The sequence below is a fragment of the Streptomyces sp. Edi4 genome, from assembly GCF_040253615.1.
Taxonomy (GTDB): domain Bacteria; phylum Actinomycetota; class Actinomycetes; order Streptomycetales; family Streptomycetaceae; genus Streptomyces.
In genome coordinates, this window is record NZ_JBEJGY010000004.1 from 3,361,398 (window position 1) to 3,384,664 (window position 23,267).

Sequence of the window (23,267 nt, forward strand, 5' to 3'; positions counted from 1 at the left end):
TCGTCGGACCGCGAGGCATCACAATTCTTTACTTCGCATTGACTAACGCACCGAGTAACCGAAACAGCCCGGACGCAGCTTTTCGCGCATGAATCAGCTGATTCCATATTTCATACGCATCTGCCGCAAGCGGCTCGGGGGCCACGACCGTCGGCGGGGCCTTCTCGTCGGGGGTACCTGACACCCGGAGACGGCCGCCCCTGGCGCCGAGCCGCGACGTGACCGATGATCGACACGCCGCCGCGCGAGCGGGGAGCGTCGCAGAGGTCATACGAACGCACCGCTGAAGCCGCGTCGACGCCCCAGCGCGCGGACTCCGCCCCGCCAGTACAGCCCGCCTTCCCCCGCCCTTTCGCACCCCGGGGTGTAACGCGCCGCCGGGGCGACACGGGAGGCGGCCATGCACGGGGAGCACCTTGATTGACCTTTGGACGGAAATGTGACAGGGACTCAGATACACACCGCCCCGCCTCGCAGCCGAGGAGGCCGGGGCTCGACGCCTGTTTCCGGGCACGCGCGGCCGGCTCTGCGCGCTCTGGCCGCGTCGTGGCGGCGCGTGCGGGCGGCGCTGCTGCTGCACTGCGCACTGCGCCTGGTCGGCATCGCCATGGTGGGCGCATGGGGGCACCGCAAGGGACTCGGCCTGTACGAAATCCTGGCGACGCGGTGGGACTCGGTCTACTACCTGAACATCGCGGAGCACGGCTACAGCGGCCACATGGTCCCCGCCTGCCAGCTGGGCGGCCCCACGTGCAAGCTCGCCTTCTTCCCCCTGTACCCCGCTCTGATACGGGCCGTTCACACCGTCACCGGGCTCCCGGCCGGCTGGGCCGCCTGGAGCGTCGCGCTGGCCGCCTCACTCCTGGCGGCGTGGGGGATCTTCGCCGTCGCCGAGAAGCTGTACGGCGCACGGGTCGCTCTGTTCGCCGTCGCCCTGTACGCGGTCGTGCCGCACGCCCTCGTGCAGTCCATGGCGTACACCGAACCGGTCTTCACCGCGCTGGCCGCTTGGGCCCTGTACGCGGTGCTCACCCGGGCCTGGCTCACCGCCGGCACGCTGGCTCTGCTCGCCGGAGCCACCCGGCCCTCCGGTCTCGCCGTCATCGCCGCCGTCACCCTTGGCGCGGCCTGGCACCTGTGGTCCACGACCGGCGGGCGATCGACTGAGCCGCTGCCCCTCCCGGGCGGGCACGCGCCCGGACGCCCTACGGCCCGGCTGTACGGCGCCGTGGCCCTGGCGCCCCTCGGCTGGATCGCCTTCGTCCTCTGGGTCGGGCACCGCATGCGCCGCTGGGACGGCTACTTCGTCGAGCAGCGACTGTGGGGGTCCACGCTTGATGGCGGTACCTTCACCATCCAGCGCCTGCGCGACCTGTTCACTCAGCCCCAACTCTCCCTCGACTACGTCGTGGTTGCCGCTACCGCCATCACGGCGGTCGTTCTGCTCACAAGCCTGGCGCTGCGCCGGCCGCCCCTCAGCGTCTGGATATACGCCGCCGCGCTGGTCCTCATCACCATCGGCGGCGCCGGCTTCTTCCACGCGAAGGCCCGCTTCCTCCTCCCCGCCTTCCCTCTCCTCTTCCCCCTGGCCACGGCTCTCGCCCGGGCGCGCACCACCACCGTCTACGCCGTCCTCACCGGCACCGCCATCGCCTCCGCCCTCTACAGCGGATACCTGACGATGGTGTGGACCCACTCCCCGTAGGGGGCCACAGCGCCGGACCCGGGCCGGGGCGTGCGTGTTCGGCCTGAGCCCGCGTCCGCCTTGCTTGCCCGGGCGGCGCGCGGGCTCAGCGGGTCGACCGGCCAAGCGAGCTCGGAAGCAGTCGCTGTACTTCGCTGCTGGACGCACAGAAAGAGCCCCTGCCGGATTTCTCCGACAGGGGCTCTGACCTGTTGTGGACCTGAGGGGATTCGAACCCCTGACCCCCTCGATGCGAACGAGGTGCGCTACCGGACTGCGCCACAGGCCCTTGCAACGAGTGAAACCTTAGCACCCGGATGGGAGTGGTTGGAAATCCGGTCCCCGCTGGTCAGCGGCGGCGGGTTCATTCGTTGGCGGCGCGGGGGCGGTCGTCGTCCGCGTACTGGTCGAAGAGGGGCGTCCGGCGGCGACTTGCGCCCCCGCGCCGGCGCGGGGGCTCCTCGGCGGCGGGCTCGGGGGACGGGGCCGGGTCCGCCGTCGAGGAGCGGGCGGACGACCAGGTGTCGGGGGCGCCCAGGTCGATGCTGCCCGTGGCGCGCGGGGCGACCGGCGCGGTCACGTACGTTGGCAGCGGGACCGGCACCGGGTCCCAGCTCGCGCCGCGCTCGGGGCCGCGCTCGCGCTGCTGGTCGACCCACTCCGCGTGGTCGGTCTGCTCGACCAGCGCGCGCCGTCCGGCCTCCTGCGGGGAGAGGGCGGGCGCGGGCGCGGGTTCGGGCACGGGGGCCAGGTGGTGGGCTTCCGGTTCGTCGTCGGGCTCGGTGCCCGGCGCCGTGGCCCGGGCCCTCGGCCGGCTCTCGCGCAGCCGCTGCGCCGCCGCCTCGGCGCGACGGCGGTCCATGGTGAACGCGAAGCGCCGCCGCTCCTGGACGCGGAGGTGGACGATGTACGCGCTCAGGAGGGCGGCCGGTACGGCCGGCGCCCACAGGAAACCGAGGCCGCCCACCGCCGCGACGATCGCGCCCAGCGTGAAGGCGAGGAAGAGGATGACGGTGGTGCGCCGACGGCGCGCGAGCACGGCGCTGCGCTGGGCGCGCCGGGCCCGTTCGGCCGAGGCCACGGCTCCCGCTCCCCCAGGGCGCGCCCCACGCTCGCGCCGGGGCTCCCCCACCGGGGGCTCGCGGCGCTCGGGGCGTTCCCCGCGCTGCTCCGGGGCGTCCGGCCGCTCGTGTGGCGCGGTGCGCCTGTCGCGGGCCCGGGGCACGGCGGACTCGCGGTGGCCCGTGGACTCCCCCGGGGCGGCCAGGGGCTCCGTGAGGGCGTCCGCCGAATGGCCGGGCTCGGCCCCGGGCGCGTCCTCCTCGATGGCCCGCTGGCGCAGCTCCTTGGCGTACCGGCGCTCCATGGCCGACCGGCCGGACAGCAGCCGGATGGCGGTGCTGAAGCGTTCCGTCGGGCGTGCCTCGTTGAGCTCGTCCTGCCTGCGGAGCCACATCGGCACCAAGTAGGCGGCCCAGGCCCCGACGATGACTGCGTAAATGAGGCCGCTGCTGCTCACACACCACACCGTAGAGGGGCTGGCGCGCGGGGATACGCCAATTGAGCCGGTGTGTCGCACGATCTGGCTGATATCACCGGCTTTTTTTGTGATTTCTCAGATCGTTCGACGAGTGATGGCGGGTAGAAGTCGAACAGATTCGAACAGATGCCTCTCGAATTCGAACGTTTATTTCATTTTCCGGTCGGGTGAGGCGGGCGTGGGGCTGGGCGGGCAGTTTCGGGTGCCCTCTGCTGCGGCCCGGCTGCCCCCGAAAACCGCGCCGGCCGCCCCGGTCTGCCCCTCCTGCCCCCGGGTCACTGCCCGGGGTGCCCCGGGTGGGGCTGCCTGGCCCGGCGCCAGCGGGCGAGCAGGCCCTCGGGGACCTCCTCGGCGGTCAACGCGTACACCAGGTGATCGCGCCACGCCCCGTCGATGTGGAGATAGCGCGGCCGCAGCCCCTCCTCGCGAAACCCGAGCTTCTGCACCACCCGGCGGCTCGGCCCGTTCTCGGGGCGGATGCACACCTCCATGCGGTGCAGCCCGACCACCCGGAAGCAGTGGTCGACGGCAAGCGCGACGGCCGTCGGCATCACGCCGCGCCCCGCCACCTCGCGGTCCACCCAGTACCCGACGTGGCCCGAGCACATCGACCCCCAGGTGATCCCCGCGACCGTCAACTGGCCCACCAGCTGGCCCTGGTACTCGATGACGAAGGGCAGCATGCGGCCCGCGCTCGCCTCGGTACGCAGGTGGCGGACCATCTGGCGGTAGGTGGGGCGCTGCGGGAAGGGCGCGCCGGGCGCGGGCGGCGGGATCGTCGCCTCCCAGGGGCGCAGCCAGTCGCGGTTGCGCCGGTTGACCTCGCGCCAGGCCCGTTGGTCGCGCACCCTTATGGGACGGAGGACCACATCGCCCTCCGCCAGCTCGACCGGCCACGAAGGAACGTTCAGCTCGGGCTCCCCGACGGTCTGGGGTGGTCGCCGCCACGGATCTGGTCCACGGCGTGCCGCAGGATCCGCTCCAGGACGGCGATTCCGTCGCGCACGCCGCCGGTGGAGCCCGGCAGGTTGACGATCAGGGTGCGCCCGCCGGCCACTCCGGCCAGGCCTCGGGAGAGGGCCGCGGTGGGGACCTTGGCCAGGCCCTCGGCGCGGATGGCCTCGGCGATGCCGGGAACCTCGTGGTCGAGGACGGCGCGGGTGGCCTCCGGGGTGCGGTCGGTGGGCGAGAGCCCGGTGCCGCCGGTGGTGACGATCACGTCGTACCCGGCGGCCGCGCCCGCGCGCAGCGCCTGCTCCACGGGATCCCCGTCCGGCACGACCAGCGGGCCGTCCACGGCGAAGCCCAGCGCGCTCAGGCCCTCGGCGAGCAGCGGGCCGCCCTTGTCCGCGTACACCCCGGCGGCCGCGCGGTTGGAGGCGGTGACGACGAGCGCCGCGTAGGGCGCGAGCAGCGCCCGGCCGAGGTCTTCGCCGCCGGGCGGGAAGGGCGCCGCCTGCTGCGGCCCCGGGCGCGACGGGACGGGGCCCGCCTGCGGGGACGTCATGCTCCGGCCTCCTCGGTCCGGTGCCAGTGGCCGGACTTGCCGCCGGTCTTCTCCTCGACCCGGATGTCGGTGATGACGGCCGCCTTGTCGACGGCCTTGACCATGTCGACCACGGTCAGCGCCGCCACGGACACGGCGGTCAGCGCCTCCATCTCGACGCCTGTGCGGTCGGTGGTCTTGACCGTGGCCAGGATCTCCACCGCTTCGTCGGTGACCGCGAGGTCGAGCTTCACACCGGAGACGGCCAGCGGGTGGCAGAGCGGGATGAGATCGGGGGTGCGCTTGGCGCCCATGATCCCCGCGATGCGCGCGGTGGCCAGCGCGTCACCCTTGGGCACGCCCTCGCCGCGCAGGAGCTCCACCACGCGCGGCGTGACGAGCACGCGGCCGCTCGCCCGGGCGGTGCGCGCGGTGACGTCCTTGTCGGAGACGTCGACCATGCGGGCCGCGCCCGCCTCGTCGATGTGCGTGAGCCTGCCTTGCGTCGTACTCATTCGGTGGCGCTCCCGGTACGGCTTCTGTGGGCAGACACCGTACCCCCACCCGCTGACACTCAGCCGAGCAGGATCACTTCCACCTCGCTGCCGGGCTCCGCCGACGTGGTGTCCTCGGGGAGCACGATGAGGCAGTCGGCGAGCGCGAGGGCCGCGATCAGGTGCGATCCGGAGCCGCCCACGGGGCTGACGGTGCCCGCGTCGGCGTCGTAGGTGCCGCGCAGGAACTGGCGCCGCTCGGCGGGCGAGGTGAGCGCCTTGCCGGTTTTCAAAGTGGCGCGGACGGTGGGCCGGTGGACGTCCCCCAGACCCATCAGGGTGCGGATGGCGGGGCGTACGAACAGCTCGAAGGAGACGTAGCAGGACACCGGGTTGCCGGGCAGTGCGAGCAGCGGGGTGTGGTCGGGGCCGATCGAGCCGAAGCCCTGGGGTTTGCCCGGCTGCATCTTCAGCTTGCGGAAGTCGATGCCGCTGCCCGGCTGGTCCTCGTCGCCCACCGAGGACAGCGCCTCCTTGACGACGTCGTACGCGCCGACGCTGACGCCTCCGGTGGTGACCAGCAGATCGGCGCGGATCAGCTGGTCCTCGATGGTGTCGCGCAGCACCGCCGCGTCGTCGGTGACCGCGCCGACCCGGTAGGCGATGGCGCCCGCGTCCCGCGCGGCGGCGCAGAGCGCGAAGCTGTTGGAGTCGTAGATCTGGCCGTCGCCCAACGCCTCGCCGGGCTGGACCAGTTCGCTCCCGGTGGACAGCACCACCACGCGCGGGCGCGGCCGGACGGTGACCGTGCCGCGGCCGATCGCGGCGAGCAGCCCGATCTGCGGCGGCCCGAGCACGGTGCCCGCCGCAAGCGCGAGGTCGCCCGCCTGGACGTCGCTGCCCCGGACGCGGACGTGGGCGCGCTCCTCGGCCCCCCGGTGCACCCGCACTTCGCCGCTCGCCCCTTCGGGGGAGGCTCCCGCCGGGCGCATGCCGGTGGCGGCTCCCAGGCCGCTGCCGCCGTCGGTCCACTCCACGGGGACGACGGTCTCGGCGCCGGGCGGCAGCGGGGCGCCGGTCATGATCCGGGCGGCCTGGCCGGGGCCGACGGTGGGGAGGTGCTTGCTGCCGGCCGCGACGTCACCGATGACCGTGAGCACGGCGGGGAACTCCTCGCTGGCGCCCGCCACATCGGCGACCCGCACCGCGTACCCGTCCATCGAGCTGTTGTCGAAGGGCGGCAGGGCGACGGGCACCATCACGTCCTCGACCAGGACGCAGCCCTGGGCGTCGGGCAGTTGCAGCTCGATGGCCTCGAGCGGCCTGACAGCGGCAAGGATGTCGTCCAGGTGCTCGTCCACCGACCAGATCGTGTTGCTCACGGGTGCCTACATCTCCTCGGTGACGTACCGGCGAAGCCAGGCCTTGAAGTCCGGGCCCAGGTCTTCACGTTCGCATGCCAGTCTGACAATGGCTCGCAGGTAGTCTCCGCGATCGCCGGTGTCATAGCGGCGTCCCTTGAAGACGACGCCGTGCACCGGGCCGCCGATCGACTCGTCCGCGGCCATGTGCTGAAGCGCGTCGGTGAGCTGGATCTCGTTGCCCCGGCCGGGCTCGGTGGTGCGCAGCACGCCGAAGACGGCCGGGTCCAGCACATAGCGGCCGATGACGGCGAGGTTGGAGGGCGCCTCGGCCGCCTCGGGCTTCTCCACCAGGCCGGTGACCCGCACGACATCACTCTCGGCGGTGGTTTCGACGGCCGCGCAACCATAGAGGTGGATCTGCTCGGGGTCGACCTCCATGAGCGCGATCACGCTGCCGCCCTCGTGTTCCTGGATCTCCACCATCCGGGAAAGCAGCTGGTCACGGGCGTCGATCAGGTCGTCGCCCAGGAGCACCGCGAAAGGCTGCTCGCCCACGTGCGGGGCCGCGCACAGGACGGCGTGTCCCAGACCGCGCGGGTCGCCCTGGCGTACGTAGTGGATGGCAGCCAGGTCGCTGGACTCCTGCACCTTGGCCAGCCGGTCCGCGTCGCCCTTGCGGGTCAGCGCCGACTCCAGTTCGTAGTTCCGGTCGAAGTGGTCCTCCAGGGGACGCTTGTTGCGTCCGGTCACCATCAGGACGTCCGACAGGCCCGCCGCCACCGCCTCCTCCACCACGTACTGGATGGCCGGCTTGTCCACCACCGGCAGCATTTCCTTCGGTGTGGCCTTGGTGGCCGGAAGGAACCGGGTGCCGAGACCGGCGGCGGGGATGACAGCCTTGGTGATCCGAGGAGGCGACTGAGTCATGCGGGCACCCTATCCGCTGCGTATGGGCAGAAGATTATTCTCCGGTGAATTCGCTCTCTTACCCGAGCATTTGAGGGGATTGCAGAAATACGGTGAGTGATCACATGTCCGAAAAGGCCCTCTTGCGGCGCGGCCTCCTCGACGCCAGGAAGCGGCTGGACCAGGACGAGCTGCGCGCCGCCTCCCTGGCGCTCGCCGAACGGGCCCTCGCGCTGCCCGAACTCGCCGCGGCGCGCACGGTCGCCGCGTACGTCTCGGTGGGCCGCGAGCCCGGGACCCGTGCGCTCATCGACGCGCTGCGTGCCCGGGGTGTACGGGTGCTGCTCCCGGTGCTGCTCGCGGACAACGACCTGGACTGGGCCGTCTACGCCGGACCCGAGCACCTGCTGCCGGCCGGACGCGGGCTCCTGGAGCCCGACGGCGAACGGCTCGGCCCGAGCGCCGTGACGGGCGCGGACGCCGTGCTGCTGCCCGGACTCGCGGTGGACGCGCGCGGGATGCGGCTGGGGCGCGGCGGCGGCTCCTACGACCGGGTGCTCGCCCGCGTCGAGGCGGCGGGAAGCGCGCCCGCCCTTGTGGTGCTCCTGTACGCGAACGAGGTGGTCGCGCGGGTCCCGGAGGAACCGCACGACCACCCCGTGCGAGCGGTCGTCACCCCCTGCGGGGTGACGCGCTTCGGCGACTGAGGGCTCATGTCGCCCGACTACGGCGTGAGCTTCAGCCGTACTACAGCGTGGGCTTCAGCCGTACTACGGCGTGAGCTTCAGCGTGTCGACGGTTGACGCGTCGACCGCCTTCTGACTGAACGACCAGTCCAGGAGGTCGCCCTTGGCCCACTTCTCGGTCTGGTCCGAATAGTGGGCGCTGTAGGCGTGGCCCGAGGCGCCGGTGAGGTTGATCCACTTGGACTTGTCGAGGTCCTTGAGGTTGACGATCATCCGCATCGAGGGGACCCAGGTGACTCCGTAGTCCCCGCTCGCCGCGTTCCAGCCGGTCGCGTCGACCGCGGCCTCGCCGCCGCCCAGGTTCCACGGGCCGCGGTTGAGGATGTACCGCAGGACGCCGGGGCCCTCCTTGCCGAGGGTCTGGTTCTCCAGCGTCAGCTGGTGCAGCCGGCCCCACGTCCAGGTGGTGGTGTCCTTGCCGAGCTTGGCCGTCAGCTCCCAGCGGGCGTCCTTCATGGCGCGCGCGAGCAGCTGGTCGCGGGTCGTGGTGGCCTTGTCCAGACGGGTCGCGGGCGACTTCCACCAGCTGTTGTTCTGGTCGTTGAAGATCTTGCGGACGACCTCGGACCAGCGGTCACCGCCGTCGGGCTGCGCCGAGTCGCCGTCGCGCTCGCCGCACTCCAGGACCTTCTTGTCGGGGTCGTCGACCGGGCCCGTGCCGGCCGGCGGCGTCACGTACAGGCACTCGCCCTTGGGCCGCAGCTCCTTGGGCAGCTTGTTGCCGAACGCCAGCTTCAGGACGTTGCGCCACACCGCGTTGAAGTAGGCGGCTGCCGCCGAGTCGTTCTCCTGGGTGTAGTCCCAGCCTTCCAGGAGCTTCTGCGCCTCGCGCACCGAGGGGTCGGACACGTCGATCTTGAGCAGGGCGGGCGTCAGGAGCGCGGCGATCTCGCTGCTGTTGTCCATCTGCATCTTCTGCATGTCCTCGGTGGAGATCTTGCCGCCACCCTTGATCTTCGACTCGATGAGGTCGTTGATCCGCTGGCTGCGGGTGCCGTATCCCCAGTCCTTGGTCAGCAGGTACGGGTACTTCTTCTCGTCGATCACGGCCTGGTTGGCGGTGACGATGAAGCCCCGCTGGGGGTCGTACTCGTAGGGCAGCGCGTCGAAGGGGACGTAGTTCTTCTTCCACGTGTACTTCGAGTCCCAGCCGGGAGCCGGCATGGTGCCGTCGACACCGTCGGCGCGGACCGGGATCTTCCCCGGCGCCTGGTAGCCGATGTGGCCCTTGGTGTCGGCGTAGATCAGGTTCTGCGAGGGGACCTCGAAGTCCTTGGCCGCGAGCCGGAAGGACTTGAAGTCGTTGGCCTTGTCGAGCGCGAACACGGCGTCCATGGACTTGCCGGGGTCGAGCGCCGTCCACCGCAGGGCGACCGCGTAGCCCGATCCCCGGTCGGGGGCGGCGGTGTTGACGGGCGCCTTCTGGCCGACCGTCTCCAGCTCGTCGTCGCGGTCGGACACCAGCGGGCCGTTGTTGGTCTCACGGATGGTGATGGTCTTGCTGGATCCGCCGGCGACCTTGATGACCTCCTCGCGCGTGACGAGGGGCTTCTCCTCGTTGTCGTAGAGGTAGTTGGAGCCGGAGATCTTCTCCAGGTACAGGTCGGTCACGTCGGCGCCGAGGTTGGTGAAGCCCCAGGAGACGTCCTGGTTGTGACCGATGACCACGCCGGGCATCCCGGAGAAGGTGTACCCCGCCACGTCGTAGGTGCACGAGCTGGACAGCTTCCGGCAGTGCAGGCCCATCTGGTACCAGAGCGAGGGCATCATCGGCGCGAGGTGCGGGTCGTTGGCGAGCAGCGGCATGCCGGTCGTCGTGTACTTGCCCGACACCACCCAGGAGTTGGACCCGATGCCGCTGCCGTTGGGGCCGAGCAGTGAGGGGATCTTGTCGAGGGTGTCGGAGAGCGACGCGAGCTGGCTCTGCGTGCCCTGGAGTGCGCCCTGGGCGGTGCCTGACGCCCCGTCGGAGGCCGTGGCGGCGCGCTGGGGGTCGAACTTCCCGGTCGCCTTGTTGTACGAGCCCTCGTCCACGATGGGGCGGTGCGTGGCGGCCGGGTAGGCCGGGTACAGGTCCTTGATCTGCTGCGGGCTGAGCCGGCTCGTCATCAGGGAACGGTCGATCTCGTCCTGCATGTTGCCGCGCAGGTCCCAGGCCATCGCCTTGAGCCAGGCCACCGAGTCGACCGGCGTCCAGGCTTCCGGCTTGTAGTCGTTGGTGAGATTGAGCGCCGCGTACTCGACGGAGATGTCCTTGCCGTCCTTGCCCTTGAGGTACGCGTTCACCCCCTTCGAGTACGCCTGGAGGTACTGCTTCGTGGCCGTCGACAGCTTGGTGTCGTACTCCTGCTGCGCGACCCGGCGCCAGCCGAGGGTGCGCAGGAACGCGTCGGTGTCCACCTGGCCGCCGCCGAACATCTCCGAGAGCCGGCCCGACGTCATGTGGCGGCGCACGTCCATCTCCCAGAAGCGGTCCTGCGCCTGGACGTACCCCTGGGCCATGAACAGGTCCGCGTCGTTGTCGGCGTAGATCTGCGGAACGCCGTAGTCGTCGCGCTTGACCTCGACCTGGCCGAGGAGGCCGGGGACCTTGAGGGTGCCGGTGGTCTGCGGGAAGGAGGCGCGCACGGTACTGACGCCCCAGTACGCGCCGTAGGCGACGCCCGCGACCAGCGCCAGCACCAGGACGACGACGAACAGCCGCAAGCGGCGTCCCCTCTTCCTGGTCGTCTTGCCGGCCTTCGTACCGGCGGAAGGGGCGGTTGTGGTGGCGGGCATCGCTGTCCTTCGAGGGGCAGGGTGGTCCAGGAGTACTGGGAGCAACCATAGGCGCAGCCGCTGACAGCCCCGGACGCGGTGTCCGCGTTCGCCCGCGGGGACACCGCACAAAGGAGCACGCGCGTAAAGAAAGCGTCAAAGATTAGGTAAGGTAACGAAGTACCTTGGGGCGCAGGAACGTTTCACTCGGTGCGACTGGTGTGGCCCCCGGGGCTCCCGGATGCGCATCAGGCGCTCGGGGATGCACGATTTTCAGGGGGTGCCTGCGGCGCCTGAGGGGAAGGATCGGCCACTGACTGTCCACCAGCTCAACGAACTCCTGCTCATCTGCTCGCTCGTTCTGCTCATCGCCGTGGCGGCGGTGCGCGTCTCCTCACGCAGCGGGCTCCCCAGCCTGCTCCTGTATCTCGGCATCGGCATCGTGATGGGCCAGGACGGCCTCTTCGACGTCCGGTTCGACGACGCCGAGCTGACGCAGGTCATCGGCTATGCCGCGCTCGTGGTGATCCTGGCCGAGGGCGGCCTCGGCACCAAGTGGAAAGAGATCAGACCGGCGCTGCCGGCGGCGATGGTGCTCTCGCTCGTCGGCGTCGCGGTGAGCGTGGGAATCACCGCGGCGGGCGCGCACTATCTGGTGGGCCTGGAATGGCGCCAGTCGCTCATCATCGGCGCGGTGGTCTCCTCCACGGACGCGGCGGCCGTCTTCTCGGTGCTGCGCAAGGTGCCGCTGCCCTCACGCATCACAGGCGTCCTGGAGGCCGAATCCGGCTTCAACGACGCCCCCGTCGTCATCCTGGTCGTCGCCTTCTCCACCCCGGGCCCGGTCGACTCCTGGTACCTCCTGGTCGGGAAGATAGCCCTGGAGCTGGCCATCGGCGCCTCGATCGGGCTCGCGGTCGGCTGGCTCGGCTCCTACGGGCTGCGTCATGTGGCGCTGCCCGCCTCCGGCCTCTACCCGATCGCCGTGATGGCGATCGCGGTCAGCGCCTACGCGGCCGGCGCGATGGCACACGGCTCCGGATTCCTCGCGGTGTACCTCGCCTCCATGATGCTCGGCAACGCCAAGCTCCCCCACTGGGCCGCCACCCGCGGCTTCGCCGACGGACTCGGCTGGCTCGCCCAGATCGGCATGTTCGTCCTGCTTGGACTCCTGGTCACCCCGCACAACCTGACCGCCGACTTCTGGCCCGCCGTGATCATCGGCCTCGTCCTGACGATGGTGGCCAGGCCGGTGGAGGTCCTGCTCAGTCTGCTGCCGTTCAAGCTGCCGTGGCAGGAGCAGGCTCTGATGTCCTGGGCGGGGCTGCGCGGCGCGGTCCCCATCATCCTCGCCACCATCCCGATGGTGTCCGGGATCAAGGGCAGCGAGAAGATCTTCAACATCGTCTTCATCCTGGTCGTCGTCTACACCCTCATCCAGGGGCCGACGCTGCCATGGCTCGCCCGTAAGCTCCAGCTCTCCGACGCCGACGAGGCCGCCGACCTCGGCGTCGAGTCCGCCCCCCTGGAGCGGCTGCGCGGCCATCTGCTCTCCGTGGCCATCCCGGCGAAGTCCCGGATGCACGGCGTGGAGGTGCACGAACTGAGGATGCCGCCCGGCGCCGCCGTCACCCTGGTGGTCCGCGACGGCGCGAGCTTCGTGCCGGGCCCCACGACGATGCTGCGGCGCGGCGACGAGCTCCTGGTGGTCGCGACCGACCCGGTACGCGACGCCGCCGAGTCCCGGCTGCGCGCCGTCGGCCAGGGCGGCAAGCTCGCCGGCTGGCTCGGCGCCGGGGACGACAAGGCCTCCGCGCCCGGCGCGAAGCCGGTGAAGACAAGGCGAACGGGACGCCAGGACGCGTAACGCCCTGTTAACCGTGCGACGGCAGCATAAACAGAGGGCGACGGTTGGCACTCCGTGCGGAATCACAGGCACGGAGTGCCAAACCTCTGTATCATGAAGGCACACCACTGATCGACCAACTCTGCCTGACGCAGAGCTGGCGCGACCGTATGGCGGTCGGGAGCTCCCTGCGGCAGCCCCCGGCATCTACCGCAGTTCCGCGCAAGAGGACAGCTCTCGGCAACGCCCGCACCCACAATCCGTGCATGGGGCGCGCTACCAGGCGGCAGAAAGGCAAGGGGCCGTGGCATCCACGGTCACTTCTGACCAGCGGCCCGGTTACGGGCAGCTGCTGCGCACACCCGGCGCACTGTCCTTCCTCCTGCCCGGCTTCGCCGCCCGGCAGCCCTTCGCGATGCTCACCATCGGCATTCTGCTGCTCGTCCAGCACACCACCGGCTCCTACGGCGGTGCCGGCGCCGTGGCCGCCTTCACCGGCGTCTCCATGGCCCTGTTCGCGCCGCAGAGCGGCAAGCTCGCGGACCGCTTCGGACAGCGCGCGGTCCTGGTGCCGGGCGTGCTCGTCCACGCCGCCTCGGTGTCGGCGCTGACCGCGCTCGCGCTGGCCGGCGCGCCGTTGTGGGCCCTGTTCATCGCTGCCGTGCCCACCGGCGCCTCCGTCCCGCAGGTCGGCCCCATGGTGCGGGCCCGCTGGGCCAGCAGGCTCGACGGCTCCCCGCTGATGGCGACCGCTGCGGCCTTCGAGTCGGTGACCGACGAGTTCACCTTCGTCATCGGTCCCGTCCTCGCGACCGCCCTGTGCACCAGCGTCCACCCCGCGGCCGGTCTGATCGCCGAGGCGTCGCTGACCCTCGTCGGCGGCCTCCTGTTCGCCGCCCGGCGCGGTACGCAGCCGCCGGTACGCAGCGCCGCCGACCACGAGCGGAGCGAGCACACCTCCGCGCTGTCCATCCCGGGCGTCCGCGTCCTCGCGATGGCCTTCCTCGGCATCGGTTCGGTCTTCGGCGGCATGCAGGTTTCGCTGACCGCGTTCGCGGAAGAGATCGGCAACCCCGGCATCAACGGCGTCCTTTACGGCATTTTCGCCGCCGGAAACATGCTGGCGGGCATCGCGTGCGGCGCCATCGCCTGGAAGTCCGCCCCTCGCACCCGCCTGATCGCCGGCTACACGGCGCTCGCCCTGGCGGCGTCCGGACTGTGGGCGGCGCACTCCGCCCTGCTGCTCGGCGGCCTCGGCCTGATCGTCGGTCTGTGCATCGCCCCCGCCCTGATCACGGGTTACACGCTCGTCGAGACCCTGGTCCCGGCCACATCCCGCACCGAGGCCTTCACCTGGCTGACCGGCGCGGTGGCCCTCGGCCAGGCCGCCGCCGTCACCGTCGCGGGACGCCTGACCGACGCCCACGGCTCGACCGCCGGATTCCTGGTGCCGATGGGGGGCACGGTGCTGGCTCTGATCACGCTCTACGCCCTGCGCTCGCGGCTCACCCCGCCCGCTCCGGCACGTACCGTGGCGCGTGGCGTCGGTCACCGTGTCCCCGTCGCAGTGGACTGATCCCGAGGAATACGTCACTATGGACCGTCGTTAGCACTCATCGAGTGAGAGTGCCAGGAGGAAGACAAGTGCCGACCTACCAGTACCAGTGCACCGAGTGCGGCGAGGGCCTCGAGGCGGTGCAGAAGTTCACCGATGACGCCCTGACCGTTTGCCCGAACTGCGACGGACGCCTGAAGAAGGTGTTCTCGGCGGTCGGCATCGTCTTCAAGGGCTCGGGCTTCTACCGCAACGACAGCCGTGGCTCGTCGTCCAGCAGCTCCCCCGCGTCCAGCTCGGCGTCCAAGACCTCGACGTCGTCGAGCTCGGACTCCAAGCCCGCCGCGTCGACGAGCTCCACCTCTGCGTCGACCTCATCGAGCGCGAGCCCGGCCGCCTGACCCACCGCAGCGCATCACCCCCGCCGTTCCACGGCGGGGGTTTTCGCGTTCGGGGCCCCCGTTAGTGTGACCGGCATGACCAACGCAGAGATCGGCGTCATCGGCGGCTCGGGCTTCTACTCGTTCCTCGAGGACGTCACCGAGGTCCAGGTGGACACTCCCTACGGCGCCCCAAGCGACTCACTCTTCCTCGGCGAGATCGCCGGCCGGAAGGTGGCGTTCCTCCCCCGCCACGGCCGAGGCCACCACTTGCCGCCGCACCGCATCAACTACCGCGCCAACCTGTGGGCGCTGCGCTCGGTAGGGGTACGCCAGGTCCTGGGCCCGTGCGCGGTCGGCGGCCTGCGCCAGGAGTACGGGCCGGGCACGCTGCTCGTACCGGACCAGCTGGTGGACCGTACGAAGGCGCGCACGGGGACCTTCTTCGACGGTGTGCCGCTGCCGGACGGCACGATCCCCAACGTCGTGCACACCACGTTCGCCGATCCCTACTGCCCCGTCGGCCGTGCGGCCGCGCTGACCGCCGCCGACGGCCACGGCTGGCAGGCCGTGGACGGCGGCACCATGGTCGTCATCGAGGGGCCCCGCTTCTCCACCCGCGCCGAGTCGCGGTGGCACGCCGCGATGGGCTGGTCGGTGGTCGGCATGACCGGGCACCCCGAGGCCGTCCTCGCCCGCGAACTGGGCCTCTGCTACACGTCCATGTCCCTCGTCACCGACCTCGACGCAGGCGCCGAGACCGGCGACGGCGTCTCGCACACCGAGGTCCTGAAGGTGTTCGGTGAGAACGTGGCGCGCCTGCGCGAGGTCCTGTTCGACGCGGTCGCGGCCCTTCCGGCGACGGAGGACCGCGGCTGCCTGTGCACGCACGCACACGACGGCTGGGACCTGGGGATCGAGCTGCCGTGAGGTGGGGAGCGGGGCGGGCTTGAGGGCGGGGCGGGCGTGGACGAGGGGTCGGGGCGGGTGTGGGCGTGACGGCGGGGCGGGCGCGGGCCCGGGTTCGGGGTGCGAGGTTTGGGTTTTGGGCCTGAACTCCCCGTTCGGGTGAGCGAGTTGTCCACAAGCGGAGGGTGGTCCACAGGCCCCGGCGAGATCGCGCGGGACGGGGGATCGTGAGGAGCGTCAGAGCAGCACAGGCACTCCACGATCGGCAGTGATCACGATGTCCGCACAGCGCACGATGCCCACACAGCTCACGATGCCCGCACAGCCCACGATGCCCGCGTCCACACCTCCGCCGGGGCCCGCGCCCGCAGGCACGACCGCGTCCAGGCCCGGGCTCCCGCCCCTGCACCCGCATGTACGTGCGTCCGCGTCCAGGCCGGAGGCGATCCGCACGTCCGGGCCCGGGACGGCACCCGAGCCCAGGCCCGCGCCCGCACCCGCTCACTCCCAGAGCCACACCCACACCCCCAGCTCCTCCTTCACCTCCGCCCGTGCTCGCCGTCCCTCGCCCCTCCCCTACCTGCCTCCCCTGCCTGCGCCGGAGCCCGGCAGTGTGCCGTTCTTCCCGCCGCTGCGGGTGCGCGGCGGGAAGAACGCGCTGCGCCGCGTGATGCGCAAGCGACGGCGGGCCCTGGCGGCGGGGCTCGCGGTCACGGCGGCGGCCCTCGCGGTCTCCAGCCCGCAGGCAGCCGAGCGGCCTCGTCCGGCCGAAGCCATGGCCACGGCCCCGGCGCCACGCGAACGCGGGCCCGCGCGACCGGCCCCGGTGGCGACGGCCGAGCTCGTGTCGGCCCCGGTACGGATCGCGGACGCGGAGACCGTACGGCTGCTGAGGCCCGGCGACCGGGTCGATGTGATCGCGTCCGTCAACTCGCCCTCGGGCGCGGCCGGCGAGGCACGCGTGGTGGCAACGAACGCCAGGGTCAAGGGAGTTCCGGCCCCGAGGCAGGCCGCGTCGGACACCGGGGCTCTCGTCATCCTCGCCGTACCGCGCGAGACCGCCAGGGCGCTGGCGGGCGCGGGCACCACGTCCCGGCTGGCGGTGACCCTGTGCTGATTCGCACGGGCGAACGGGCAAGTCACCGGTTCGCGTGCGCGGATTGGACAGCGCGCGTCCGCGCTGTCCAAGGTGGCGCAGGAGTTCGCTCCGCCCCCTGCACACGCGAGGAAAGGCTCATTGGTGAGCGAGGACAAGACAGGCGTGATGGCCGGCTTCAAGGCCTTCTTGATGCGTGGAAACGTGATCGACCTGGCCGTCGCCGTGGTGATCGGCGCCGCGTTCACCAACATCGTGAACTCGGTCGTGAAGGGCGTGATCAACCCGCTCGTCGGCGCGTTCGGCACGAAGAACCTGGAGAGCTACCACTCCTGCCTGAAGGGCCCGTGCACGGGAGACTCGGGCATCCAGATCCTCTGGGGCGGGGTGCTCAGCGCCGTGCTGAGCTTCTTCATCACCGCAGCCGTCGTCTACTTCCTGATGGTGCTGCCGATGGCCAGGATCCTGGCCAAGCGCGCCATGCACGACAAGGCGAAGGAGGGGGTGCGCGAGACGATGGAGGTCAGCGAGCTGGAGGTGCTGAAGGAGATCCGCGACGTCCTGGTCGCCCAGCGCGGCCCCGGCTCCGGGCCGGCCTCTGGCTCGGGCTCGGGCTCGGGCCCTGGCTCCGGTGCGGGCCCCGGCTCCGCCCCCGGCACCGCTCCGGGCACCACGCCTGGAACGGGCCCCGGCTCCGGCCCCGCAGGGTTCTAGGACCGTCCCCTACGACGCGAGAACGGCGTCCGGACCACACATCGCGCGGGGCGCGGACGCGGTGGGTGACTTACTCGTCGCGGACGACGCGGTGGGCGACCCACTCGTCGCAGACGTCATGGTGGCGGCGTGCGGCCGGCGCGCCGCACGCGACACGGACACCGGCGGCGACCCGCACCCGCACACCGCGCACGCGTCAGATGTGGTGGGGCGGCTTCTCGTCGAGGAAGCGGGCCAGGTCGGCGGCGCTGTCCGGGGAGGCGGGGCGTTCGCCCCAGCCACGGTCGGTGTCGTCGGCGGACTGCTGGTCCAGCGGGTCGTCGAAGACGAGCCTCGGCTTGGCCGGCTCCTTGGACACTGAGTCCCGGTCGCGGGGACCGGGGGCGGGGGCGGTGCTCATGCCTCCAGGGTACGGCGGGCGACGGCGCCCTCCGCCCGGCAGACGGTCCCGGGGGCGGAGGGGCAGCGGCGGCCGGCGCTGGGAGCGGTGGTCCTGCCCGTACGCGCACGGTCGGCCCCGCACTCCCCGGGGTCGGCCTCGCCCCGGACACCAACCCCAACAACCCCAGCAAGCCCAACGACCATGGAAATCAACGGTCCTTGGGATCGAGCGCCCACAGGCCCAAGACCACCAGGAACGACAGACACAGGAAGCCCGCACCCCACCAGGCGGTGCCGGTGTTGCCCCGCATCCACTCGTTCACCACCACGGTCAGGCCCCACAGCTGACCGATGACCACGGTGATCGCCAGGACGAGGCGAGCCGTCAGCTTCGACGAGCGTTCCGGCTCCTGCTCGCTGCCGGCGCCGGGCCCCGCCCCGGTGTGCCGGACGCGGGGATCGCCATAGCCGCTGGTCGGGCGGATCTGCGGGTAGCGCTCGTGGACCGGCCGGTTGAGCCGGGGCTGCGCGGAGCCGGGGGTGTACGAGGGCCGCACGGGCACGGCGTGCCCCTCGCCGGGCCCAGCGGTGTCCCCGCCGCCCGGGGCCCTGCCATCAGGGCTCCCACCGAGCCGCCGGGACGCGTCCCCTTCCGCGTCAGGGTTCATGTCCGCTCACTCCTTTCGGCCGCCCGGGCGTTCGCGGCGGAGCAGCCGAGGCGGGCCGCCAGGTCGGGGCGCTGGTCGGCGAACTGCCGGCAGACGGCGTCCTTGGTGCTCTCGCCGGATCGCGCCGTGGCCACCGCCCAGACGCTTCCGTCGTCCTGCTCCACCAGGAGCACCTTGGGCAGCGGACGCGGCGGAGGTCCCGCCGTCACCTCTCCGGTGCGGGCGTCGAAGACACCTTCGTGGCAGGGGCAGTACAACTCACCCTCGGCGCCCCGGTCCTCGCGCCACAGCACGCCGCAGGCCAGATGCGTACAGACGGCGGAGTAACCCACCAGGGTGCCGTCCTTGAGGCGGACGGCGACCGCGCGGTCGTCCTCTCCGGGGAAGCGGAAGGCGACGGACTCGCCGGGGGCGAGGACGCGCGCCACCTGCTTGGCATCGGGCGGCCCGTCGCCGTCGCCGTGCCGGTGCAGTACGCCGGCGGCGACGGCGAGGCCGCCGACGGCAAGGCCGCCCGAGACGGTGGTGACGATGCGCAGGTAGTCGCGGCGGGTGGTGAGGGAGTCGGCGGCGATCCGGTCGTGAAGGGCGGCCTGGGCCGGGTCGGCGGCGGGGTCGGGGGCGGCCGGGGTCTGGTCGGTGACGCTCATCGGGTGCCGTCCATCCCGCCCGCGCGTCGCCCGCCGCCCCGGTCGGAGTCGGCTTGGTCCACGGCTCTTCCGTTCACCTCGACGATCGGCAGGCCGCCGGGCACCGGCCACTGGACCTTGTCGGCGGGCACGACCATGGCCACGCCGGTGGAGACGACCACATCGCCGAACGTGAAGGAGTCGGCGACCTGGACCCCGGGGCGCTCGGCGCGCAGTTCGTCGACGGTGCCGTAGAAGAGCGCGCCGGTCGGGCAGACCGTGGCGCACATGGGGGCCAGACCGTAGGAGGTGCGGTCGTAGCAGAGGTTGCACTTCATCTGGAGCTTCGCCTGGAGGTCGATCTTCGGTACGCCGAAGGGGCAGGCGTTGACGCAGTTGGCGCAGCCGATGCAGCGGGTGGTGTCGGCCTGCTGCACCACACCGTCCGCGGTCACCAGGATCGCGTCGGCGGGACACACCTCGGCGCAGGGTGCGACCGGGTCCTCGCAGTGCATGCAGACCGTGGGAAGGGAGGCGACGGAGTGACCCTCGTCGGGATAATCAAGATGGATCATGGACTTGCCCCGGTGCGAGTCGCACTCGCGGCACGCGGACACGCAGGCCTGGCAGCCGATGCAGCGCCCCGGGTCAATGAAGATCGTTCTGCCCATCATGGCGTTCCTCAGCTCCTCTCCGCGGTGCCACGGCCCTGCGGAGCTGTGGGAGGCAGGGGGTCGGTGCGCGAGACCTGGGCCGCCGGATACGCCACGTGCCCCGGCGCGACCGGTGGCGCTGGCACCTCGTCGACCCGCTCGGCGGCCTCGATGCGGCAGGCACACACCTTGTACTCGGGAATCTTCGAGCGCGGATCGAGGGCGTCGATGGTGAGCGCGTTGGCGGCCGTGGGGACGGGCCAGTGGTACGGGATGAACACGGTGTCGGGGCGGATGGCCGCGGTGACCAGGGCCGGGAAGACCTCGCTGCCGCGCCGGGTCACCACCCGTACCGGGTCGCCGTTGCGGAAGCCGTGCGAGGGGTGGACCTCCACCCAGGGGCGCGGCGTCTGCTCGACGAGCGCGCCGAGCCGGCGGGTCTGGTTGCCGGACAGGAAGTGCGCCACGGTGCGGCCCGTGGTCAGCGACATCGGGTGGTCCTCGTCGTACGGGTCCATCGGCGGGTGCCACTCCACGACCTGCATATGGATCTTGCCGTCGGGGTGCGCGGTCCTGCCGTCCTCGAACAGCCGGGGCGTGCCGGGATGGTCGGTCGAGGGGCAGGGCCAGGCGATACCGCCGGTCTCCTCAAGCCGCTCATAGGTGATGCCGTAGTAGTCGTTGACCGTTCCGGCCGACGCGAGCCGCAGCTCCTCGAAGACATCGCGGGAGCCCTGATAGGCGAACTTGGCGCCCGCGCCCAGGCGTTGGGCCAGCTGACACATCACCCACGTGTCGGTGCGCACCCCGGCGGGCGGCTCCTGGGCCTTGTTGTGCTTGACCACCCGGGCCTCGGCGTTGGCCATCACGCCCTCGTCCTCGGCCCAGGTGGTCACGGGGAGGACCACGTGCGCGTTGGCGGCGGTCTCGGAGAGGAAGAAGTCGAATTGAGCGTGGAACTCGAGGGCGTCGTAACCGGATTTCACCGTCGTGTAGTTGGGGAGGGAGACGAACGGGTTGTTGCAGATGCCGATCAGGCCGCGGATCTCGTGGCGCTGCATCTGCCAGACCATTTCCATCATCGAGGTGCCCGCCGGTGGGAGTTCGGTCTCCTCGATTCCCCAGATCTCACAGATCTGGCGGCGGTGTTCGGGATTGGAGATGGAACGTCCGCCGGGCAGCAGGTCGGACTTCTGGCCGTGCTCGCGTCCGCCCTGCCCGTTGCCCTGGCCGGTGATGGTGCCGTACCCCGCTCCGGGTCTGCCGAGATTGCCGGTGGCCGCGCACAGGTTGATGACGGTCAGGCAGTTCTCGACACCCTGCGAATGGTGTTCGATGCCTCGCGCGTGCCAGGCCATCGCCCGGCCCGCGCCCGCGAAGGCCCGGGCGACCTGGACGACCTGCGAGGCGGGGACCCCGCAGATGTCACCGGCCGTCTCAGGCGTGCAGTCGGCGACGGCGGCGCGCACCTCGTCCCACCCGGTGGTGTGCGCGGCGACGAACTCCTCGTCGACGAGGTTTTCCTCGATCACGACGTGCAGTACGGCGTTGAAGAAGGCCGCGTCGGTGCCGGGTTTGAGGGCGACGTGGATGTCGGCGGTGCGCGCGATGGCCGTCTCGCGCGGGTCGATCACGATCAGGGTGGCGCCTCGGTCCCGGGCCCCCCACAGGTACTGGGTCATCACGGGGAAGCACTCCCCGACGTTGGACCCGGCGATCAGGAGGCAGTCGGTGAGCAGGATGTCGGAGAAGGGGTTGCCGGCGCGGTCGATGCCGAAGGCGAGCTTGTTGGCGCCGGCCGCCGAGACCATGCACAGTCGGCCGTTGTAGTCGACGTGCCGCGTCTTGAGCGCGACCCGGGCGAACTTGCCGACCAGGTACGTCTTCTCCGAGAACAGGCTCGCCCCGCCGAGCAGCCCGAACGCGTCGTTGCCGTGGGCGCCCTGGATGCGGCGGACCTCGGCGGCGGTGAAGTCGAGCGCTTCCTCCCAGGAGACCTCGCGGAACGGCTCGTCGCGGGAGCGGCGCATGAGCGGGGCGGTCAGCCGGTCGGGGTGGTTGACCTGCTGATAGGCGTTGATGCCCTTGGGACACAGGCGCATCCGGTTGATGTCGTGGTTGCGCGGCTCCACCCCGAACACCTTGCCCGCCCGGTCCACCCGCAGATACATGCCGCACTGCACCCCGCAGAAGCAGCAGTGGGTCGGTACGAGGGTTTCGCCGTTCTGGTCGGCGTGCCACCGGTCGGCCGGGATGCCGCCGGCGTCCCGGAAGTCGCGGGTGCCGGGCGGTGCGATGGAGGGGTCGAGCGGAAGGGGCCGGCTGCTCACTTGAAGCCCTTCTTGACGTGGCTGAGGTAGGCGGAACCGCGCAGTACCCGCTTGCAGCGCGGGCAGTAGGCGGCCCAGGCGTCGAAGTCGAGCGACAGGTCGCGCATGGTGCCGCGCAGGTTCTCGACATAGGCGACCGTGTCGATCGGCTCGCCGCAGCGCTTGCACGCAAAGGCCCGCTCGTCCTGACGGGAGGTGTATTTGAAGAGCTGCATGCCGACCCCGGCCGGCCGCTGCACGATGTGGAAGAACTTGCCGAAGGGGATGTGGATGAGCGTGAAGACCACCGACACCATGTGCAGGACGGCCAGGAACTCGTAGCCCCCGCCGTGCAGGAAGATCGAGGAGAAGGTGAGCAGCAGCCCCGTCACGGAGATCACGATCAGCGCGATCAGCGGCAGGAGGTCATATCCGAAGCGCTGTCCTGTGATGGCTCCGCGGTCCTTCATCCGGCGCCACAGGAAGTACGAGGCGCCGGGGATCACCAGGACGGCGGCGATGTCCAGGCCGTGGAACATCAGCCAGCCCGGCACGCTCAGCGAGTCGAAACCGAGGATCTTGAACCCCCAGATCCGCATCTCATATCCGGGGCCGGCGCCGGAGTCCCCGGTGAAGGTGAACCAGCCCCAGGTCAGCGGGAAGGTGATCGCGGCGGCCAGCAGGCAGCCCCAGAAGATCAACTGGTGCGCGGCCCACCGGGCGTGCGAGCGGGCGCCGAGGAACTTCTGGAAGCCGAGGTAGGTGGCGATCATCCTCGGCAGGGCGGTGGGCGCCTTGCGGAAATTGGCGGCCGAGAACAGGCTGCGCCACCCCTGCCGGAAGAGGCGGCGCGCGCCAGGAGAGGAGATCCACACGGTGTAGCGGTAGGCGACACCGAAGGCCAGGAACACGGTGGCGACCGCGTAGGGAAGGAGCGCGGAGTCGAAGTCCTTGAGCAGCCTGCTGCCGAACACGATGGCCAGCACGAGCAGCACGGAGACGACTGTCCCGGCCAGTGTCGCCCGCAGCGCGACGGAGCGGGGGGCGCGGGCGCGGGGCGTCGCGGGTCCCGGTGGCGTCGTGCGCGACACGTCCGGCGAGGACGCGTCCGGCGCCGCCGCGGGGGGTGCGGGTGGCTCGGTCACTCCTT

The 23,267-nt window shown here is 71.3% G+C and carries 22 protein-coding genes and 1 tRNA gene; 8 read left to right on the top strand and 15 right to left on the bottom strand.

Annotation, left to right across the window (positions count from 1 at the left end):
• Positions 1-556: 556 nt before the first annotated feature.
• On the top strand, positions 557-1,705 hold the full coding sequence (locus ABR738_RS17250) for a glycosyltransferase family 39 protein (protein WP_350230868.1): 1,149 nt from the start codon (positions 557-559) through the stop codon (positions 1,703-1,705).
• Between the two features lie 194 nt (positions 1,706-1,899).
• Here the strand turns inward: ABR738_RS17250 and ABR738_RS17255 are convergent.
• The 7 genes from ABR738_RS17255 to galU form a co-directional block, all read right to left on the bottom strand.
• Positions 1,900-1,973, bottom strand: a tRNA-Ala gene (locus ABR738_RS17255).
• 75 nt (positions 1,974-2,048) lie between these two features.
• Positions 2,049-3,203 (bottom strand): divisome protein SepX/GlpR, encoded by a 1,155-nt coding sequence (sepX, locus tag ABR738_RS17260; protein WP_350230869.1) that lies wholly within the window; start codon positions 3,201-3,203, stop codon positions 2,049-2,051.
• 296 nt (positions 3,204-3,499) lie between these two features.
• Positions 3,500-4,135, bottom strand: coding sequence for a GNAT family N-acetyltransferase (locus tag ABR738_RS17265; RefSeq protein ID WP_350234620.1), 636 nt, complete (start codon positions 4,133-4,135; stop codon positions 3,500-3,502).
• A complete protein-coding gene (locus tag ABR738_RS17270) occupies positions 4,132-4,638 on the bottom strand; it encodes a MogA/MoaB family molybdenum cofactor biosynthesis protein (RefSeq protein ID WP_350234621.1) in 507 nt (168 codons plus the stop codon). Before ABR738_RS17270 ends, ABR738_RS17265 begins: the two co-directional genes overlap by 4 nt.
• 89 nt (positions 4,639-4,727) lie before the next feature.
• Positions 4,728-5,225 (bottom strand): cyclic pyranopterin monophosphate synthase MoaC, encoded by a 498-nt coding sequence (gene moaC, locus ABR738_RS17275; protein ID WP_350230870.1) that lies wholly within the window; start codon positions 5,223-5,225, stop codon positions 4,728-4,730.
• 59 nt (positions 5,226-5,284) lie between these two features.
• Positions 5,285-6,586: a molybdotransferase-like divisome protein Glp gene (gene glp / locus ABR738_RS17280; RefSeq protein ID WP_350230871.1), complete on the bottom strand. Its 1,302-nt coding sequence runs from the start codon at positions 6,584-6,586 to the stop codon at positions 5,285-5,287.
• Between the two features lie 6 nt (positions 6,587-6,592).
• Complete coding sequence (gene galU, locus ABR738_RS17285) at positions 6,593-7,495, bottom strand: UTP--glucose-1-phosphate uridylyltransferase GalU (RefSeq protein WP_350230872.1); 903 nt, start codon at positions 7,493-7,495, stop codon at positions 6,593-6,595.
• Positions 7,496-7,599: 104 nt separating this feature from the next.
• Here galU and ABR738_RS17290 point away from each other — a divergent pair, with 104 nt between their 5' ends.
• Positions 7,600-8,181 carry a 5-formyltetrahydrofolate cyclo-ligase gene (locus ABR738_RS17290; protein WP_350230873.1) on the top strand — a complete coding sequence of 194 codons (582 nt, stop codon included), beginning with the start codon at positions 7,600-7,602 and terminating at the stop codon, positions 8,179-8,181.
• Between the two features lie 63 nt (positions 8,182-8,244).
• On the opposite strand, the gene ABR738_RS17295 is transcribed toward ABR738_RS17290, so the two are convergent.
• A complete protein-coding gene (locus ABR738_RS17295; protein ID WP_350230874.1) occupies positions 8,245-10,998 on the bottom strand; it encodes a penicillin acylase family protein in 2,754 nt (917 codons plus the stop codon).
• A 259-nt stretch (positions 10,999-11,257) separates the two neighbouring features.
• On the opposite strand from ABR738_RS17295, the gene ABR738_RS17300 reads away from it, so the two are divergent.
• From ABR738_RS17300 to mscL, 6 genes are all read left to right on the top strand, one after another.
• Positions 11,258-12,844 (top strand): potassium/proton antiporter, encoded by a 1,587-nt coding sequence (locus tag ABR738_RS17300; RefSeq protein ID WP_350230875.1) that lies wholly within the window; start codon positions 11,258-11,260, stop codon positions 12,842-12,844.
• Between the two features lie 283 nt (positions 12,845-13,127).
• Positions 13,128-14,399 carry an MFS transporter gene (locus ABR738_RS17305; protein ID WP_350230876.1) on the top strand — a complete coding sequence of 424 codons (1,272 nt, stop codon included), beginning with the start codon at positions 13,128-13,130 and terminating at the stop codon, positions 14,397-14,399.
• A gap of 68 nt (positions 14,400-14,467) precedes the next feature.
• On the top strand, positions 14,468-14,779 hold the full coding sequence (locus ABR738_RS17310) for an FmdB family zinc ribbon protein (RefSeq protein WP_350230877.1): 312 nt from the start codon (positions 14,468-14,470) through the stop codon (positions 14,777-14,779).
• A 75-nt stretch (positions 14,780-14,854) separates the two neighbouring features.
• On the top strand, positions 14,855-15,688 hold the full coding sequence (locus ABR738_RS17315) for an S-methyl-5'-thioadenosine phosphorylase (protein ID WP_350230878.1): 834 nt from the start codon (positions 14,855-14,857) through the stop codon (positions 15,686-15,688).
• Positions 15,689-16,280: 592 nt separating this feature from the next.
• The gene (locus ABR738_RS17320; protein WP_350230879.1) at positions 16,281-16,784 is read left to right on the top strand and encodes a CpaB family protein; all 504 of its coding nucleotides are present in this window, start codon (positions 16,281-16,283) and stop codon (positions 16,782-16,784) included.
• A 123-nt stretch (positions 16,785-16,907) separates the two neighbouring features.
• On the top strand, positions 16,908-17,477 hold the full coding sequence (gene mscL / locus ABR738_RS17325) for a large conductance mechanosensitive channel protein MscL (protein ID WP_350230880.1): 570 nt from the start codon (positions 16,908-16,910) through the stop codon (positions 17,475-17,477).
• 70 nt (positions 17,478-17,547) lie between these two features.
• Here the strand turns inward: mscL and ABR738_RS17330 are convergent, their stop codons facing one another.
• The 7 genes from ABR738_RS17330 to ABR738_RS17360 form a co-directional block, all read right to left on the bottom strand.
• The gene (locus tag ABR738_RS17330; protein ID WP_350230881.1) at positions 17,548-17,670 is read right to left on the bottom strand and encodes a hypothetical protein; all 123 of its coding nucleotides are present in this window, start codon (positions 17,668-17,670) and stop codon (positions 17,548-17,550) included.
• Positions 17,671-17,673: 3 nt separating this feature from the next.
• The gene (locus tag ABR738_RS17335; protein ID WP_350230882.1) at positions 17,674-17,877 is read right to left on the bottom strand and encodes a hypothetical protein; all 204 of its coding nucleotides are present in this window, start codon (positions 17,875-17,877) and stop codon (positions 17,674-17,676) included.
• A 190-nt stretch (positions 17,878-18,067) separates the two neighbouring features.
• Positions 18,068-18,526 (bottom strand): hypothetical protein, encoded by a 459-nt coding sequence (locus ABR738_RS17340; RefSeq protein WP_350230883.1) that lies wholly within the window; start codon positions 18,524-18,526, stop codon positions 18,068-18,070.
• Entirely contained in the window at positions 18,523-19,176 is a 654-nt protein-coding gene (locus ABR738_RS17345; protein ID WP_350230884.1) for a QcrA and Rieske domain-containing protein, read from the bottom strand. Before ABR738_RS17345 ends, ABR738_RS17340 begins: the two co-directional genes overlap by 4 nt.
• Entirely contained in the window at positions 19,173-19,829 is a 657-nt protein-coding gene (locus ABR738_RS17350; protein ID WP_350230885.1) for a 4Fe-4S dicluster domain-containing protein, read from the bottom strand. Before ABR738_RS17350 ends, ABR738_RS17345 begins: the two co-directional genes overlap by 4 nt.
• An 8-nt stretch (positions 19,830-19,837) precedes the next feature.
• Positions 19,838-22,138, bottom strand: a complete 2,301-nt coding sequence (locus ABR738_RS17355) for a molybdopterin oxidoreductase family protein (RefSeq protein ID WP_350230886.1) — start codon at positions 22,136-22,138, stop codon at positions 19,838-19,840.
• Positions 22,135-23,262 carry an MFS transporter gene (locus ABR738_RS17360; RefSeq protein WP_502964102.1) on the bottom strand — a complete coding sequence of 376 codons (1,128 nt, stop codon included), beginning with the start codon at positions 23,260-23,262 and terminating at the stop codon, positions 22,135-22,137. Before ABR738_RS17360 ends, ABR738_RS17355 begins: the two co-directional genes overlap by 4 nt.
• Positions 23,263-23,267: the final 5 nt, after the last annotated feature.

Coding starts and splice junctions, on each gene's coding strand:
- moaC (WP_350230870.1), bottom strand. CDS start 5,225: ATGAGTACGACGCAAGGCAGGCTCACGCACATCGACGAGGCGGGCGCG.
- galU (WP_350230872.1), bottom strand. CDS start 7,495: ATGACTCAGTCGCCTCCTCGGATCACCAAGGCTGTCATCCCCGCCGCC.
- ABR738_RS17290 (WP_350230873.1), top strand. CDS start 7,600: ATGTCCGAAAAGGCCCTCTTGCGGCGCGGCCTCCTCGACGCCAGGAAG.
- ABR738_RS17295 (WP_350230874.1), bottom strand. CDS start 10,998: ATGCCCGCCACCACAACCGCCCCTTCCGCCGGTACGAAGGCCGGCAAG.
- ABR738_RS17315 (WP_350230878.1), top strand. CDS start 14,855: ATGACCAACGCAGAGATCGGCGTCATCGGCGGCTCGGGCTTCTACTCG.
- ABR738_RS17335 (WP_350230882.1), bottom strand. CDS start 17,877: ATGAGCACCGCCCCCGCCCCCGGTCCCCGCGACCGGGACTCAGTGTCC.
- ABR738_RS17340 (WP_350230883.1), bottom strand. CDS start 18,526: ATGAACCCTGACGCGGAAGGGGACGCGTCCCGGCGGCTCGGTGGGAGC.
- ABR738_RS17345 (WP_350230884.1), bottom strand. CDS start 19,176: ATGAGCGTCACCGACCAGACCCCGGCCGCCCCCGACCCCGCCGCCGAC.
- ABR738_RS17350 (WP_350230885.1), bottom strand. CDS start 19,829: ATGATGGGCAGAACGATCTTCATTGACCCGGGGCGCTGCATCGGCTGC.